We start from the raw sequence: 16445 nt of genomic DNA on the forward strand, positions 1-16445 counted from the left end.
GATCGGTGAGTCGTCGCGGGCCGGGAATTCGGCGAGTGACACGCGGCCCGGTGCAGACTCGGCGCAATGCAGGCTCGCGACCGGACACAAGCGGTTCTCGATCGGATGGCAACGTCGCGAAGACTACGGCTCAGCCGGGTTCGGCGCGCCCCCAAAAGGGGGGGGGGGGCGGCGGGAGTGGGGCAGGGGGTGGAACAACGGAATGGACCCCCGTGTTTGCATCGTCGTCACAACCCCACTCCAATGGGGGGTCCGTCGGCCGCAGTCTTGCGAGTAGCTTTCGCCGTGAGGTATTCGCGCAACGATCTTGTCGGGGACTGAACAATGAGGGCACATCGATTCGACGGAAAGGTGGCGGTGGTCACCGGCGGCACGTCCGGCGTCGGCGCTTCGACCGCGCAAATCCTGCTGGAGGAGGGGGCGAAAGTGCTGGTCTGCGCCCGGCGTGAACCGGCCGACGACGTGTGGCGGCGCCTCAACGCCGCAGGCACGGTGACGTTCCAGAAGTGTGACGTCGCCGTTCAGGACGAGGTCGAGGGCGCGATCGTGCGCGCAGTGAATAACTTCGGCGGCCTCGACATTCTCGTCAACAACGCTGGGTGCGGCTGCTTCGGCCAGACGCCGGATCTCGATCCGGCCACGTGGCACCAGACTGTCGGCGTGAACCTGCACTCCGTGTATTACGGATGCCGCGCCGCCATTCCGCATATGCGCAAGCGCGGAGGCGGGGCGATCGTCAACGTCGCGTCGATCTCGGGACTTTCCGGCGACTACGGTTTCACGGCCTACAACGCGGCGAAGGGGGCGGTCGTCAATTACACGCGCTCGCTCGCGATCGATCACGCGCCCGAGGGCATCCGCGTCAACGCGGTCTGCCCGGGGCTTATCGACACCCCGATGACGTCGATCATCGGCGAGTTGGGCCTCAGCGAGACCTGGGTCTCGTCGATCCCGCTAGGGCGGGCGGCGCAGCCCGACGAAATCGCCAAGGTGGTCGCCTTCCTCGCGTCCGACGAGGCGAGCTTCATGATCGGCAGCATCGTCGTAGCCGACGGCGGACTCAGCGCAGCGACAGGGCAGCCGAACTTGCCGAAAGTGATGGCGCAGATGCAGGCGAGCGAACAGCGGCCGGCGCCAGCGGCGGGCTGAGCGGTTCTCGCATGACGATAGTCGGCCGTCGGGGCGCCGGGGCGAAGGCGAAGGACTTGGCGCGAAGCGATCCGGAATCGGTACGGCACGCCCTACGACATGTCTGGATCATTGCCGTCCGATCGGCGTCACCCCCCATTTTCCCCCCTTTGTAGGGTTCTAGCGTGGGGGCAGCCCCCGCATATTGCATCGGGAACTCGGTTCAATCACCGGCAGGAGGATCAAGTGAAGGCACTCGAAGGAAAAGTCGCGCTCGTTACCGGCGCGGCACGCGGCATCGGTGCAGGCATCGCGCGTTGCCTGGCAGCGCAGGGCGCGCGCGTCGCAATCCTCGACCTCGCGCTTGCCGATGCCGAGGCGACCGCTGCGACGCTTGAGGCGCCCGCGATCGGGCTCGAGGCCGACGCCGCTGACGAGCGCGCGATGGCTGCGGCCGCCGATAGGGTGGCTTCCGCGTTCGGCGGCATCGACATCATGGTCAACAACGCGGGCGGCGCAGGCAGCGATGTCGAACTGCTCGCGATGGGCATGCCGTTCGCGAACGTGACGCAACGCGGTTGGGACGCGCAACTGCAGGGCAATCTGCGCACCGCCTACGCGGGCTGCAAGGCCGCGATTCCGCACCTGCAAGCGCGCGGGGGCGGGGCGATCGTCAATATCGCGTCGATCGCCGGACTGATGGCCATGCCCAGCGTGCCCGCCTATGCTGCCGCCAAGGCCGGCGTCATCAGCTTGACGCGCAGCCTCGCGCTCGAACTGGGGCCGAGTCTGATCCGAGTCAATGCGATTTGTCCCGGGTTCCTGTGGACGCGGGCGTGGGAGTTCCTCGCGACGCTGATGAAGCAGAGCGTCCCCGAGTATCGCGACATGGCGCCGCGCGAGATTTTCCTCGACGCCGTGACGCGGAACACGCCGATGGGGCGCGAGCAGACGCCCGAGGACATCGGCCATCTAGTCGCGTTCCTCGGCAGCAACGGCGCCGCGAACATCACCGGCCAGGAAATCAAGGTGGACGGCGGCATCACGCTGAACGTCATGCGCTGATGGCACACGAGAAATCGCTTCCGAAGAGGAGTGTGTGATGGACTTGATCGACAAGAACCGCCCTTCTCCCGCCTGGATCCGGCAGATGCGCGAGCGCTTTCCCTGCGAGCGCGCGGTGGACGCGATCCTCACGCGCAAACTGGAGCGGCGCGCGGGGCGCCCGTTCAAACAGCCGTCGCTGCACGAGCTGATGCAGGGGGTGAAGAACCTGCTCGATGCCAGGCTGGGCGGCGGCTTCGAGCTGAGCAGGCCGCGCTGGCTCGTGGGCGGCGCCTCGAAGATCCATGTCGCATTCGAGCTGACCTGGGACGAGCCGCTGGCGGGTCGTGTCACGCGCACGATGGTGCTGCGCATGGAGCCGGCAGAGTCGACCGCGGAATCGAGCCGCCTGCGCGAGTTCCAGCTCATCAAGGCGTGCGAGGGCCTCGTGCCGGTGCCCAAAATGTATTGGCTCGACGAGGACGGCAGCTTCCTGCCCTATCCGGCTGTCATTTGCGGGTTCAACGCCGGGGTGACCAAGCCGAGCCGGGCCGCGGGCGAGGTCGCTGGCGGCCCGGGTGCGGGCTTCGACCCCGCCATCCGCCCCATCCTCGGCGCCCAGTTCGTCGATTGTCTCGCCCGGATCCACACCTGCGACTGGCTCAAGGCCGACCTCGGCACGCTCGACGTGCCCGCGGCCGGCACCACCCAGGCCGTCGAGTGGCAGCTCAACTGGTGGGAGCGGGTGTGGGAAGAGGACGCTCATGAGGATGTCCCGCTGATGCGCCTGGCGATGAACTGGCTACGCGAGCATATGCCGGTGGTCGAGAAGGTGTCGCTGGTGCACGGGGACTACCGCACCGGCAACTTCCTCTATACCGAGCATGACAACAAGATCAGCGCGATCCTCGACTGGGAGCTCGGCCATCTGGGCGACCGGCACGAGGATATCGCCTACGCGGCGGTGCAGCCGTTCGGCAGTTTCGCCGAGGACGGCAAGACCTTCTTGGTCGGCGGCTTCATGCCGCGCGAGCAGTTCTACGCCGATTACGAGAAGGCGAGCGGGCTGCCGGTGCGCGAGGAGGTCGTCCGCTACTACGAGATCCTCATCACCTACAAGCTCGTCGCGATCGAGCTCGCGACGATGTACCGCATTGCAGCCTGCGGCAAGACGCATCACGACATCCTGATGACCTGGCTCATCGCCGTCTCGTACCCGACGCTCGCCCTGCTGCGCGACCGCCTCGAAGCGGCGGGCTGAGGCGGGCACAGGGCACCTATCCTGCTTTCGACAAGGAGCGAACCCATGAAACTGACAGAAATTCAGGTCGACCCGCGGCTCACGCTCGAACCGTCCGATGATCGGCGGCACGCGCTGCGCGCGGAATCGGTCGCGCGCGAGTCGATCCCCTACATGGTCGTCCTGCCCGACGAGAAGCTGGCGGCCTTTGTCTACACCTGGGTCGGCGGCGACAGCAAGGCGGGCTCGGCCTGCTGCATTTTCGGGCCGGGCGCCGGATCGAACGCCGTGTTCGAGATCCGCGACGGCATCGAGGTGCCGCGCGACGCGGACTTCGACGACTGGAAGGTCGGCGACGTCCACGTGCGCCAGGGCAAGCCGCTCGAAGTGGTCGACGTCGTCTACAACGGCGACCGGGTCGGCTTCGAGATGCATTTCGAGGGGACGCATCCGGCCTACAACTACGCGGGGCATCGCGACGGGTGCCCGAGCGCGGTCGCCGACAACCGCTTCGAGCAGAGCGGCCTCATCACCGGCGCGCTGCGGCTGGACGGCCGGCGCATGCCGTTCGAGACGACCGGGCACCGCGACCACTCGTGGGGAACCCGCGACTGGGCAGCGGTCCAGCACTGGAAGTGGTTCCAGGGCCAGGCCGGCGCCGACCTGTCGGTGCATTTCTTCGAGATCCATGTGGCCGGACGCACCTATCTGCGCGGCTATGTCTACAAAGAGGGCCATATGGCCGAGGTCACGTCGGTGCAGGTCGATTTCGAGCACGACGCCGACCTGAGCCACCGCTCGATGACTGCGATCGTCGCCGACGACGCGGGACGCACGACGAAGGTCAGCGGGCGCACATTCGCGCTGTACCCGTTCCATGTCAGTCCGACGACCGTGCTCAACGAGGCGGGCATGACCGTCGAGTTCGACGGCAAGCCCGGGGTCGGCTGGCTGGAGATGTGCTGGCCGCGCATCTACGTCGAACACATGGCGCAGCGCAACGGGTGAATATCGGGGGATATGAAAATCATGACCGAACAAATCGAGTGCGGTGCCGACCCGCGATACAGCGAAGGGACCGCGATCGTCATCGGCGGCAGCGGTGGCATCGGACAGGCGATCTGCGAGGCGCTCGCGCGCGATGGCTCGAACGTCGTGCTCACCTATCGGCGCAACGCGGCGCGGGCCGCCGAAGCCGTGGCGCGGGTGCAGGTCCATGGCCGGCAGGCCGAGGCCGAGTCGGTGTCGGTCGAGCGGCCCGATGAGCTGAAGGCCTTCGTCGACCGCGTCGCGGCGCGTTTTGGCCGCATCCATTCGGTGGTCTATGCCGCCGGACCCGAGATCCACATGAAGCGCATCCATGCGCTCACGCCGGCGGAATGGGCGGCGGCGATCAACGCCGACGTCAATGGCTGCTTCAACCTCGTGTGGGCCACGCTGCCGCATCTCAAGGCGCATCCCGGCGGCGCCCTCGTCGCCCTGATCACCGCGGCCGTCGAACGGGTGCCGTCGCAGGACATCCTGTCGGCCTCGCCAAAGGCGGCGATCGAGATGCTGATCCGCGGTGTCGCCAAGGAAGAGGGGCGCAACGGCGTCCGCGCCAACTGCGTCGGGCCGGGCTGGATCAACGCGGGGCTCGGCAAGGCCGTGCTCGACGGGGAGTTCCCTCCCGAGCACGTCGAGCGGATCCGCAAGTCGATCCCGCTGCGCGAGTTCGGTCAGCCCGCGGACGTGGCCGAGGCGGTCGCCTTCCTGCTGTCGTCGCGGGCGAGGTTCATCACCGGACAGTCAATCGCGGTGGACGGCGGCGGACAGCTCTAGTCGTTTCACATGGGCTGGCTGTCGCCGGCCGCGTCTTCATGCGCCCGACGGGGACGGAAACGTTCCGCCGGGCGTTTGTCCGTTCGGCAGCACGAGAAAGGCAAAAAAGGGGAAGGGGCGAATCGAGGTGAAAAAAAACCTCGGCAGGCAAGAGGAGGAGAGGAGGAATCCAAGCCTGCCGAGGGGCCGCGGGGACCGGTCGCCGTGTCGGCGACGGTCAGGCCAATCGAGAAGTGAGTTCCGGCACCAGCGAGAACAGGTCGCCGACCACGCCGTAATCGGCGACCTGGAAGATCGGTGCCTCAGGATCCTTGTTGATCGCGACGATCACCTTGGAGTCCTTCATGCCCGCCAGATGCTGGATGGCGCCTGAGATGCCGATGGCTAGATAGAGCTGGGGCGCGACGGTCTTGCCGGTCTGGCCCACGTGGTAGTCGTTCGGTGCCTGACCGCCTCCTCGACGGCGATCTCGTCGAAGGGAATCATCGACATCTTCGCGTTTGCGAGATCGACCTCCGGCCGCACATGTTCGTCGCGGTCGAAGCGTACGATACCTTTGCGGCCGGGGATCTTGATCGGCACGATCTGAGTGTCGAAGCGGCCTTCCTCGATCGCCCCGGCGCCCCGGCGCTGACTTTCTGCTGCGAGCGCGTCCTGCATGCTGCGCGAGATGCCGTAGCGTTCGGCGACATTCTCCGCGGTGATCCCCATGTGCACGCGGTTCCAGGAGTCGTGCAGACTGCCGTTCATGTAATCGATGCAGCTCGCGTCGCCCATGGCGCCCCAGCGCAGCGACGGTGCGAGATAGGGGCCGCGGCTCATCGATTCGGCTCCGCCGCCGATGGCGATGTCGGCACCGCCCATCGCGATCGTCTGAGCTGCGGAAAGGATCGACTGCAGCCCCGATCTGCACAGCCGATTAACGTTGAAGGCGGGCGTCTCGCGGGGGATGCCGGCGTCGATGGCGGAAATGCGGCTCAAATAGGCGTCGGCGGGCTCGGTCGGAATCACGTTGCCGAACACGACGTGGCCGACGTCCGGGGGCGCCACGCGGCTGCGCTCGAGCGCGGCCTGAACCACTGTGGTGGCGAGCGTGCGCATCGGCACGTCCTTAAGGGCACCCCCGTAACTTCCGATCGCGGTCCGGGCCGCGCCGACGACGACGATTTCACGCTGTGGCATGATGGCTCCGCAAAAGGTATGAACATCACCATATGCTAACGGACGAAAAGATAGGATGGCAAGCGTCGTGAAAGACATGCGACGTCATCCGCTCTTTTTCTCGGCAGAAAGCCTGAAAAAAGGCGCTCAAGATAACGAACGAATACGCCGGTCGCCTTCAATCCGACCCTTGACAGCCGCTGTACGCCAGCAGACGATATTAAAAAGAATGAACTGGCGGCGTTGAATGTGTCGGGCACGATCGACGCGGTAACGCCGACGGCAGGGGGAACGCTGAGCGTTCACCCGAGGTATCGCGAAAGGAGGAGGCATGACTCATTCAGGATTGGGGCGGAACCCGAGGCGAATCTCAATGGCCGACGTCGTCGCGGCCCTGCGACCGGGCATGACGGTGTTCCTCGGTGGCGTCTCCGGCGAATCGCTTGCGCTTCGCGACGCGCTGCGCGCGGCGCCCGAGCGCGCCGCGGGTGTGCGCTTCGTCGGGGTCTTCTTTCCCGGCATCAACGAAGGCGTCTATGCGGCGCTTCACCCCGCGGCGCGCCAACGGGCCTACTTCATGCTGCCGGAGTTTCGCCCGGTTTTTCTCGACGGCCGGATCGAGCTCGTTCCGACCGATTACCTCGGGGCGTGGTCCGACCTGTCGCAGCTGGAAATCGATCTTGCCGTGATGCAGACCAGCGAGCCCGACGATTGCGGGCGTCTCAGCCTGGGCGTCTGCCATGATTTCGCGCCGGCCGTGTGGGCGCGCGCGAAATGGCGGATCGCGCACATCAACCCGGCCATGCCGCGGACGCGCGGCCACACGTTCGCGCTCGACGAATACGACGCTGTCGTCGAAGCCGAGGCGGACTTGGTGACTTATCCCTCGGATGTGGCGAGCGCGCCGCTGACGAGGCTCGGACAGCACGTCGCCGGGGTCGTTCGTGACGGCGACACCGTGCAGGTCGGCATCGGCAGGATGGTAACCGCCGTCCTCGCGTCGCTTGCCGGGCATCGTCGGTTGAAGCTTCATGCCGGCATGACTACTCAAGCCGTCATGCCGCTGATCGAGCAGGGGGCAATCTCGGGAAGGGACGCGGTCACCGTCGGAGTCGCACTCGGCGACCCCGCCTTCTACCGGCGCGTGGCGGCGGACGAGACGTTCCGCTTCGCGCCGGTGTGCGAGACGCACGATATCCGGCGCCTGGCTGCGATCGACAATCTTGTCGCCATCAACGCGGCTCTCGAAGTGGATCTCTTCGGTCAGATCAATTGCGACACGCTCGGCGGCCAGCTCGTAGCGGGCGTCGGCGGCATGCCGGCCTTCGCTCAGGGCGCGAAGCTGTCCGCGGGCGGCCGCGCGGTGTTCACGTTGCTGTCGAGTGCGTCTCGCGGGGCGGTGTCGCGCATCGTGCCGCGGTTCGACCCCGCAGCGCTTGTCGGTGCGCCTCGGCACATCGCCGATCTCGTCGTGACCGAGCACGGTGTCGCCGACCTTCGCGGCGCAACGCTCAGCGAGCGCGCGGCCCGGCTCATCGCGGTCGCGGCCCCCGACCACCGCAACGCGTTGCAGGCGGCGTGGCACGCGCAGTGCGTCAGCTTGTGAGCAGGTGATGCCGCGATGCGGCGGCGCGCGGGCTTGGTCGGACCCCGGCCGCGGCGCGCCGTCGTCGGCGGTCCGCCTGCATCACATCAAGCGCCCGCATCACCATGCCCAACTTTCGACAGGTGCGACGCCGTGCGGTCCTAACCGATTATGAGCCTGGCTGCAAAGCACCCGGGCGGATGCCGCCACCGCTAGGACCAGGACCCCCTTGGCGCAGACCCCCATTTCTTTCCTTCCCATTTGCAGAGGTTTCGACCATGTGGCTTCACGCTGACATCGCCTCCCTGGCGGACATTCCCCGCTACCATGCTCGGACTGCCGGTGACCGCGTTGCGCTGATGAACGCGCGGCGCCGGGAAACGTTTAGGGAGCTTGATCGGGCGGCCAGCCGGATCGCGAACCTGCTCATCGAGGCCGGCGTGAAGCGGGGCGCGGTGGTTGGCTTCTACGGCAGGAACTCGATCGAGTATTTCGAAGCCATGTTCGGCGCGAGCAAAGCCGGTTGCCCGCTGCTGCCGTTGAACTGGCGGCTGTCCGCGATGGAGTTGAAGGGCGTGGTCGACGACGCCCAGCCGGCGCTGGTTTTCGTGGACCGCGAGTTCGTCCCGCTCGTCGAGCAGGTGCGTGAGACCGGCGCGCGACGCTTCGAGATCGTCGAGTTCGACTCTACGACCGACGGCGAAAGCGCGTTGAAGACGCGGATGGCCGCCTGCAGCGAGGCCGACCCGAATGTCGAAGTGCGCCCCGAGGACACGGCGCTGCTCCTCTATACTTCGGGCACGACCGGCGAGCCGAAGGGGGTTGAGCTCACGCATGGCGGCATGAACCACATGCGCCTGTGCGAGCACCTCGAACCGGCATTCAGTTGGCGGCCCGATGACGTCATGATGTTCGTGATGCCCAACTTCCATCTTGTCGGCACCGGCCTGTCACTGCAAGGGCTCTACAACGGGGTGCCGCTCACGATCCTGCCGGGACTCGATATCCCCGCGCTGCTGGCGACGATCGCGCGAGACCGTCCGACGATCTGCTGCCTGGTGCCGACCGCGATCCAGATGATCCTCGATCACCCGGCGGTCGCCGACACCGATCTCTCATCGCTGCGCCTCGTCATGTACGCCGGCTCTCCGATCACCGCGCCGCTGCTCAAGCGTGCCATGAGCACGCTGCGCTGCGACTTCATGCAGTTCTACGGCGCGACCGAGACCTGCGGGGCGGTGACGCTGCTGCGTCCCGATCAGCACGACCTGAACGACGAGCGCAAGCTCAAGTCCTGCGGCACGCCCGTGCCGCTCGTCGAAGTGCAGATCCTGAGCGCGGCGGGGGACGAACTGCCCGACGGCGAGATCGGCGAATTCGTCGTGCGCTCGCCGGCGATGTTCAAGGGCTACCTGAACAAGCCGGCGCAGACGGACTCGGTCCTATCGGACGGCTGGTATCGCACCGGGGACGCGGGTTATCGCGACGCCGACGGCCTGCTTTATCTCGTCGACCGCACCAAGGACATGATCATCTCCGGCGGCGAGAACGTCTATTCCACCGAGGTCGAACAGGCGCTCAGCAAGCATCCCGGCGTTTCTCAGGTGGCAGTGATCGGGCTGGCGGACGAGCGTTGGGGCGAGCGGGTCACGGCGATCGTCGTTCCGGTAGACGGCAGAGCACCCGGCGAGGACGAGCTGATCGCGCACTGCCGGGAGATGATCGCCGCCTACAAGGCCCCCAAGCAGATCATCTTCGCCCCCAGCCTGCCCATGACGCCGACCGGCAAGATCCTGAAAGCGGCACTGCGCAAGCAGTTCGCGCCCGTCGAGACGACCGACGCCTGAGTCTTACGACGCGGCGCGGAGAGCAGGCCCGGCATCTTGCGCGGGCCTGCTTTCGTTTGTTGATCAGCGGAGCTGGTAGATCGACTTGTAGCGCTGGTAAGCGACCACCGACTCCGGGCCGAGTTCTCGTCCCAGTCCGCTCGCCTTGATGCCACCGAAGGGCGCATTGAGGTCGGGCATATAGCCGTTGATGCCCAGCGTCCCCGTCTCGATGCGGCGGGCGAGTTCGACGGCGTGCGCCCGATCGGTCGACCAGATGGTTCCGCCTAGGCCGTATTCGGACTCGTTGGCAATGCGCACGGCTTCATCCTCGTCGTTGTATCGAATGACCGACAGCACCTGACCGAAGATCTCCTCGCAGGCGACTGTCGCGCCGTTGTCGACATCCGCGAAGACCGTCGGCTGCACGAACCAGCCGCGCTCGCGGTCCACCTTGCCGCCGCCGGCCACCAGCCGGGCCTCGCCCTTGCCCTTGGCGATGTATGCCTGGACGCGGTCGCGATGGATCGCGGACGCCATCGGGCCGATCTGTGTCTCGCGTTGCAGCGGGTCGCCAACGACGGGCGCCGACACCGCGTCCGCTATCGCGTCGACGACCTCATCGTAGCGGCTGGCCGGCGCCAGGATCCGGGTGCAGGAGAAGCAAGCCTACCCGTTGTTCAGGATCGACGCGGTCGGCAGGCCTTGGGCGAGGGCGCCGAGGTCGGCGTCGTCGAGCACGATGGCAGCCGATTTTCCGCCCAGTTCGTGCGTCACCGGGCGCAGGAGACGGCCGCATTCCTGCGCGATGATGCGTCCGGCTGCGGTGGAGCCCGTGAACGCGACTTTGTCGACGCCGGAGTGCGCGACGAGATAGGCCCCGAGCTCGCGGCCGCCGGGTACCCAGTTCACGACGCCGGCCGGCAAGCGGGCTTCTTCGGCCGCTTCGGCGAGGATGCAGCTGTCCAGCACGGTGCCGGGCGAAGGTTTCAGCACGATGGTGCAGCCGGCCGCGAGCGCGGGGCCGATCTTCATCATCGACAGCGCGACCGGGAAATTCCACGGCACGATGGCGCCGACGACGCCGACCGGCTCGCGGCGCACGAGCGACGTGAAGCCCATAGGGTAGGGGCGGCTTTCCTCGGCCACGATGTCCTTGGATCGATTTCGATGTTTCGGGTCCGGATCGCCTCGGACGCGGACGCTTCCGTAGTACCAAACTTTCGGCAGGTGGAGGCTGCGTCGCGCCCGTGGAGAATCCTGCTGTCGAAGTGTCGTCCCGCGCGTTCGACCTGCGGGTCGCCGCGATGAAACGGACGTATGACAGAAAAGCAATAGGGGGCATGACAGCCCCGCGAATGAACGGGCAGCCGCGGCGCCGGGTTGCTCGCCCCACCCAGAGAGAGGCCCGCGATGGTGAGTTTCCTGAAAAACCTGTTCAAGCCGAAAACGGTACCGACCGTCGAGGTCCAACCCTTCGGCGCGAGTTTCGAGGTGCCAGCGGGCCAGACCGTGCTGGAAAGCGCACTCGAACATTCCGTTCCCTTCCCCCACAACTGCACCGTCGGTACTTGCGGCGCGTGCAAGTGCCGGCTTGTCGAGGGACGGGTCAAGGCGATCACGGATTTCGGCTATGTGCTGTCCCGCCAGGAAATCGATGCCGGTTACATCCTCGCCTGCCAGGCCGTGCCGCAGGACGAACGCATCGTCGTGCAGGTGCAGGCGGGCATCGAGGACGCGCCGCCCGCGGAACGCTATCAGGGCGCGATCGTCGCCACCGAGAGCCTGACGCATGACATCCTGCGCGTGACGGTCGAAGTCGACCGGCCGCTGCGCTTCGTCGCTGGCCAGTATGCGAACCTGAAGACCCCCGCGCTCGCCCAGCCGCGTTGCTACTCGTTCGCGGACGCACCCGAACGCGAGGGCAATCGCAAGCTGTCCTTCATGATCCGCAAGGTGCCGGGCGGCGCATTCACCGAGGCCCTGTTCGCAGGCACGATGAACGGCTCTCCGATAGCGGTGGAGGCGCCGCAGGGTGACTTCCATCTGCGTACCGGCACCGGACCGATGATTTGCATCGCCGGCGGCAGCGGACTGGCGCCGCTGCTCAGCATTCTCGAGGACGCGCGCAAGAGGCGCGTTACCCGGCGCTGCGTGCTGCTCTTCGGCGCCCGCACCCAGGCCGATCTCTACGCACTCGACCAGATCCGCGCCATTGCCGGCGGCTGGCGCGGCGGCTTCGAGTTCGTGCCGGTGCTCTCCAACGAGCCTGCCGGCAGCGACTGGCAAGGTCGGCGCGGCATGGTCACCGAATACCTCGACGCCGCGCTCGCGGGCGAAGCTGAGCGCGGAGCCGAACTCTACATGTGTGGTCCCCCGGTAATGATCGACCGCGCAATCGAGCTTGCCTGCAGTCTCGGGGTCGGCCTAGATGCCATCCACTACGACAAGTTCACCGACATGAGCACCACCGCCCGCGCTGCGGCGGCTTGAATAACCAAACCAGGCAGGAGACGAAACACCATGGGAAGCATCCAGGATTCGCTGTTCATTCGGGCACGCGCTGCCGTGCTGCGTACGGTGGGCGGGCCGCTCGAGATCGAGAACGTGCGCATCAGCCCCCCCAAGGGCGATGAAGTGCTGGTGCGCATGGTCGGAGTCGGCGTATGCCATACCGACGTGGTGTGCCGCGACGGTTTTCCCGTGCCGCTGCCGATTGTGCTCGGGCACGAAGGCTCCGGCATCGTCGAGGCCGTCGGCGAGCGCGTGACGAAAGTGAAGCCGGGCCAGCGTGTCGTGCTGTCGTTCAACTCCTGCGGGCACTGCGCGAGCTGCTGCGAGGATCACCCGGCGACCTGCCACCAGATGCTGCCGCTCAACTTCGGCGCGGCGCAGCGCGTCGATGGGGGCACGGTGATCGATGCGTCCGGCGAAGCGGTGCAGAGCCTCTTCTTCGGTCAGTCCTCGTTTGGCACCTACGCGCTCGCGCGCGAAGTGAATACGGTCCCGGTTCCGGACGCCGTGCCGCTCGAAATCCTCGGCCCGCTCGGTTGCGGGATCCAGACCGGGGCGGGTGCGGCGATCAATTCGCTCGCGCTGAAACCGGGCCAATCGCTCGCGATCTTCGGCGGGGGCAGCGTCGGCCTGAGCGCGCTGCTCGGCGCGCTCGCGGTCGGTGCCGGCCCGGTGGTCGTGATTGAGCCCAACGAACGGCGTCGCGCGCTGGCGCTCGATCTGGGTGCAAGCCACGCCTTCGATCCCTTCAACACCGAGGATCTCGTCGCGAGCATCAAGGCTGCGACCGGCGGAGGCGTCACGCACTCGCTCGATTCGACGGGCCTCCCCCCCGTCATCGCCAACGCGATCAACTGCACCCTCCCGGGCGGCACCGTCGGCCTGCTGGGGGTGCCGTCACCCGAAGCCGCGGTGCCTGTGACCCTGCTGGACCTGCTCGTGAAAAGCGTCACCCTGCGCCCGATCACCGAAGGCGACGCGAACCCGCAGGAATTCATCCCGCGCATGGTCCAACTCTACCGCGACGGCAAGTTCCCCTTCGACAAGCTGATCACCACCTATCGCTTCGACGACATTAATCAAGCCTTCAAGGCGACCGAGACCGGAGAGGCGATCAAGCCGGTGCTGGTGTTCTGAGCAGAAGGAGCACGGGTATCGAAAACCCCCTTCCCGCGCGATCAGGCGGGAAGGGGGTTGCAGGAATGATCGCGATGAGTAGCGCGATGCGAAGGCGAGGCGCTGTCAGGAATTGCCTGCGCTCAGGGCCCAGAAAGCAACGATGACCACTGTGGCGATGGCCAGCCACGCCTTGAACACGAGCCGCCACGCAAGCTGCGCGTCCTTCAACTCCATGTAGTACAGCACGATCGCACGGCCTTTGAGCGCGGCGACGAGCATGACGACAGCGGCGGTCCAGCGGCCAGCCACGCTGTGCATAGCCTCGCAATCACCAGGAAGGACCACACGAAGACGGCGGATCGGGGAGAGAGGTGAGTCATCGCGGCCCCAGCAGGTAGAGCATCGGGAAGATGAAGATTCAGAGCAGATCGACCATGTGCCAGTACAAGGCGCCGGATTCGGTCAGGCTGCACAGCGGGCTGTCCACACCCTGCCGTGCGCGGAACCACAGGTAGGCCAGGACTACCATCCCGCCGAGGAAGTGCAGGTCGCGAGCCTTTCCCGTTTTGGCGGCATTCACGGCGAGCACCACGAAGAGGCCGCTTGTGACGAGGATCAGCGTGCTCAGCATGCCGAGCCCGACATCCTCGCGGCGGAGCAGTCGAAAAGCGCGACCTGCCCGCCGCGATCAGCAGCCCGCCCTGGTCATAGAGCATCTGCCATCCCGGCGCGCACCTCGTTGTAGTGGGTGCGGAAATGCTGCGCGAGCTGGTCGGCGGTGAAATCGGCGGGAATCGGCGGGATGTTGTAGCCCAGCAGCCCCCAGCACACGATGAAGGCGGCGAGGAGGATCGGCCCCCACGCGGCGCACGCGCGCCAGTACTTGAAATAAGCCGTATTGCTCTTGGACATGACTTCGATGTTCGGTGACCGCCTTGCTCCCCGGCACCGAACCTTGTGGGATTGATTCAACTTAGATGATGGTCCCTGATCGCAACCGGAGTCTGCAGCCGCGGATGCGTCGCTGGAGTCGACCCGACGTTCTTCAGTGTATCCGGTAGGTGACGATGCCAGCGTCGTACTGCATCTGCCAATCCCTCAACTGGTCCGCCGGCATGGGTTTGGCCATGTAATAGCCTTGACCGGTGTCGCAGCCGAGGGCTACCAGTTGATTCCACGCCGATTCGGTTTCAACGCCCTCCGCGACGACTTCGAGGTCCAGCCGATGGCCGAGTTCGATGGTCGATTCGACGATGGCGGCGGAGACGGCACTATCCGGCATCGCGATGACGAAAGATTGGTCGATCTTGATCGCATCGACGGGCAGTTTGTGCAGATAGCTGAGACTCGAGTACCCGATACCGAAATCGTCGATGAAGAGTTCGACGCCCAAGGCCTTTATCCGGTGGATGGCGTCGAGCGCGCCGACGGGATCTTCCATCAGTGCACTCTCGGTTAGCTCGAACTGGATCCATTCGGGCGCCGTGCCCCAAGTAGAAAACAGGTTCTTGAGCTTGTCGATCAATGCCGGATCGCGCAGATCACGGGCCGATAGATTGACCGAGAGCGGCTGGTCGAGGCCGCTGTCATGCCAGGCGTAGATCTGCTGGAAGGCCGCTTCGAGGACGTGGTAGGTCAGCGGTGTGATCAGCCCCGAGGTCTCGGCGATCCTGACGAATTCCTCGGTGGGGATCATGCCCTGCGAGGGGTGCTGCCAGCGGACCAGTCCTTCGGCGCCGCGGATGCGCTTGGTCGCGAGATCGATCTTGGGCTGGCAATAGAGCATCAGGGCCTTCTGTTCGATCGCGCGGCGCAGATCGATCATCAGGGCGAGCCGGTTCGTGCGCTGTTGTTCGAGTTCGGGCGTGAAGACCGCTGAATCGCTCCCGCGGCGCTTGGCTTCGAACATCGCCATGCGCGCCCGGCGGATCAGTGCGTCCGCGTCCGCGCCATGCCCGGGGAAGGCGGCAATGCCCGCGCAAAGGCCGACGCTGATGCTCAGCCCGCCGACTTCGACCGGGCTGCTGAACTCCCTGACGAGTTCGTGTGCCGTGCGGACCGCCAGGGAGACGTCCATGTCGGGATACAGTAACGCGAATTCGGCCTCGCCGACGCAGGCTGCGAACTGGCCTTCGCGCAGGCGGCTTTCCAGCTGATGGGCGAACGAGCAGGTCAGCAGGTCCGCCTGCTGATAGCCGAGCGTGTCGCTGATCTCATGGAAATGCATGGCGCCCAGGAGCAGGACGGCCAGCGGCCGATGCTTCTGCCGGCCGTCCGCGATCGCGGATTGAAGCCGGCTGCGGAACAGCGTCCGGTTCGGAAGCTCCGTGAGCGGATCGTAAAGTGCCATGTGCGCAATGCGCTCTTCGGCTTCATGGCGCTTGATGCGGCTGCGCAGATTGTTGATGCCGTAGGCGAGGTCGTCGGCCAGTTCGCCGAGCAGTTTGACCTCCGCTTCGTCGAAGGCATCGGGGTCCGAGTCGGCGATGAGCAGAACGCCCATGGTGTCGTCTTCGATGTGCAGGGGGAAGGCCGACAGCGAGCTGTATTCCAGACGAATCGCGACCTCACGCCACGGGGCAAGACCGGGATCGGTCAGCAGGCTGCGTCCGATGCAGGGTTCTCCGCTGCGGACGGCGATCGCGGGTGCGTGCTGCCCGAGCTCCACATCGGCCCAGGTGAGCTGGAGATGGTCGAAGAAATCCCTTTCCTCTGGTATGTCGCGCTGAATGGCGTAGGCCATGATCGGAAGGGATTTCTGCTCGTCGTGCTGCGCGTACGCCACGTAGGCGAGACGGTAACCGCCCTCATTCACGATGACGCGGCACATGCCATGGAGGAGGTCCCGCTCCTGCGCGGCACGCAGCAAAGTCCGGTTCCCGGCGCTCAGGGTTCGGAGGGCCTGGTTTACTCGCGACAATTCATTTTCGGTGCCGCTGCCCGGATTCACGTTCTCTTCCCCGCAGCCCAGATAAAATAATTATAGGTGCCGCGGGTTCTCGCAGAC

Annotated in this window: 14 protein-coding genes and 2 pseudogenes; 9 read left to right on the top strand and 7 right to left on the bottom strand. The window is 66.0% G+C overall.

Annotated features, from left to right (window positions below; genetic code table 11):
- Positions 1-324 precede the first annotated feature (324 nt).
- The 5 genes from F464_RS28720 to F464_RS0115270 all read left to right on the top strand — a co-directional run bounded on the left by F464_RS28720 (position 325) and on the right by F464_RS0115270 (position 5233).
- Entirely contained in the window at positions 325-1149 is an 825-nt protein-coding gene (locus F464_RS28720; protein WP_051092302.1) for an SDR family NAD(P)-dependent oxidoreductase, read from the top strand.
- 225 nt (positions 1150-1374) lie between these two features.
- The gene (locus tag F464_RS0115255; protein WP_018990702.1) at positions 1375-2193 is read left to right on the top strand and encodes an SDR family NAD(P)-dependent oxidoreductase; all 819 of its coding nucleotides are present in this window, start codon (positions 1375-1377) and stop codon (positions 2191-2193) included.
- A gap of 37 nt (positions 2194-2230) precedes the next feature.
- Complete coding sequence (locus F464_RS0115260; RefSeq protein ID WP_018990703.1) at positions 2231-3433, top strand: phosphotransferase family protein; 1203 nt, start codon at positions 2231-2233, stop codon at positions 3431-3433.
- Positions 3434-3478: 45 nt separating this feature from the next.
- Complete coding sequence (locus F464_RS0115265) at positions 3479-4420, top strand: DUF7064 domain-containing protein (protein WP_018990704.1); 942 nt, start codon at positions 3479-3481, stop codon at positions 4418-4420.
- Between the two features lie 21 nt (positions 4421-4441).
- Positions 4442-5233, top strand: coding sequence for an SDR family NAD(P)-dependent oxidoreductase (locus F464_RS0115270; RefSeq protein ID WP_040395220.1), 792 nt, complete (start codon positions 4442-4444; stop codon positions 5231-5233).
- 217 nt (positions 5234-5450) lie between these two features.
- Here F464_RS0115270 and F464_RS0115275 read toward each other — a convergent pair.
- Both F464_RS0115275 and F464_RS28725 read right to left on the bottom strand, forming a co-directional pair.
- A pseudogene (locus F464_RS0115275) lies at positions 5451-5684 on the bottom strand (electron transfer flavoprotein subunit alpha/FixB family protein); the annotation flags it as partial.
- Positions 5618-6493 carry a thiolase family protein gene (locus F464_RS28725; RefSeq protein WP_332309974.1) on the bottom strand — a complete coding sequence of 292 codons (876 nt, stop codon included), beginning with the start codon at positions 6491-6493 and terminating at the stop codon, positions 5618-5620. The pseudogene F464_RS0115275 and the gene F464_RS28725, both read right to left, overlap by 67 nt.
- A 274-nt stretch (positions 6494-6767) precedes the next feature.
- Between F464_RS28725 and F464_RS0115285 the strand changes: the two genes are divergently transcribed.
- Complete coding sequence (locus F464_RS0115285) at positions 6768-8000, top strand: acetyl-CoA hydrolase/transferase family protein (protein ID WP_018990708.1); 1233 nt, start codon at positions 6768-6770, stop codon at positions 7998-8000.
- Between the two features lie 257 nt (positions 8001-8257).
- A complete protein-coding gene (locus F464_RS0115290; RefSeq protein WP_026296032.1) occupies positions 8258-9826 on the top strand; it encodes a long-chain-fatty-acid--CoA ligase in 1569 nt (522 codons plus the stop codon).
- A 63-nt stretch (positions 9827-9889) separates the two neighbouring features.
- On the opposite strand, the pseudogene F464_RS31630 reads toward F464_RS0115290, so the two are convergent.
- Positions 9890-10954 (bottom strand): annotated as a pseudogene (locus F464_RS31630) (aldehyde dehydrogenase family protein).
- Between the two features lie 264 nt (positions 10955-11218).
- Here F464_RS31630 and F464_RS0115300 point away from each other — a divergent pair.
- Together F464_RS0115300 and F464_RS0115305 are read left to right on the top strand one after the other, a co-directional pair.
- Positions 11219-12298 (top strand): 2Fe-2S iron-sulfur cluster-binding protein, encoded by a 1080-nt coding sequence (locus F464_RS0115300; RefSeq protein WP_018990712.1) that lies wholly within the window; start codon positions 11219-11221, stop codon positions 12296-12298.
- Positions 12299-12328: 30 nt separating this feature from the next.
- On the top strand, positions 12329-13456 hold the full coding sequence (locus F464_RS0115305; protein ID WP_018990713.1) for an NAD(P)-dependent alcohol dehydrogenase: 1128 nt from the start codon (positions 12329-12331) through the stop codon (positions 13454-13456).
- A 105-nt stretch (positions 13457-13561) separates the two neighbouring features.
- Here F464_RS0115305 and F464_RS0115310 read toward each other — a convergent pair whose 3' ends face one another.
- The 4 genes from F464_RS0115310 to F464_RS0115325 all read right to left on the bottom strand — a co-directional run bounded on the left by F464_RS0115310 (position 13562) and on the right by F464_RS0115325 (position 16268).
- Complete coding sequence (locus F464_RS0115310; protein ID WP_157353797.1) at positions 13562-13747, bottom strand: cytochrome C oxidase subunit IV family protein; 186 nt, start codon at positions 13745-13747, stop codon at positions 13562-13564.
- A gap of 109 nt (positions 13748-13856) precedes the next feature.
- Entirely contained in the window at positions 13857-14069 is a 213-nt protein-coding gene (locus tag F464_RS0115315; protein ID WP_018990715.1) for a cytochrome c oxidase subunit 3 family protein, read from the bottom strand.
- A gap of 74 nt (positions 14070-14143) precedes the next feature.
- On the bottom strand, positions 14144-14350 hold the full coding sequence (locus F464_RS0115320) for a hypothetical protein (RefSeq protein ID WP_018990716.1): 207 nt from the start codon (positions 14348-14350) through the stop codon (positions 14144-14146).
- Between the two features lie 133 nt (positions 14351-14483).
- Complete coding sequence (locus F464_RS0115325; protein ID WP_232428943.1) at positions 14484-16268, bottom strand: putative bifunctional diguanylate cyclase/phosphodiesterase; 1785 nt, start codon at positions 16266-16268, stop codon at positions 14484-14486.
- Positions 16269-16445 lie beyond the last annotated feature (177 nt).

This window comes from Aromatoleum toluclasticum ATCC 700605 (assembly GCF_000378245.1).
GTDB classification, from domain to species: Bacteria; Pseudomonadota; Gammaproteobacteria; order Burkholderiales; family Rhodocyclaceae; genus Aromatoleum; species Aromatoleum toluclasticum.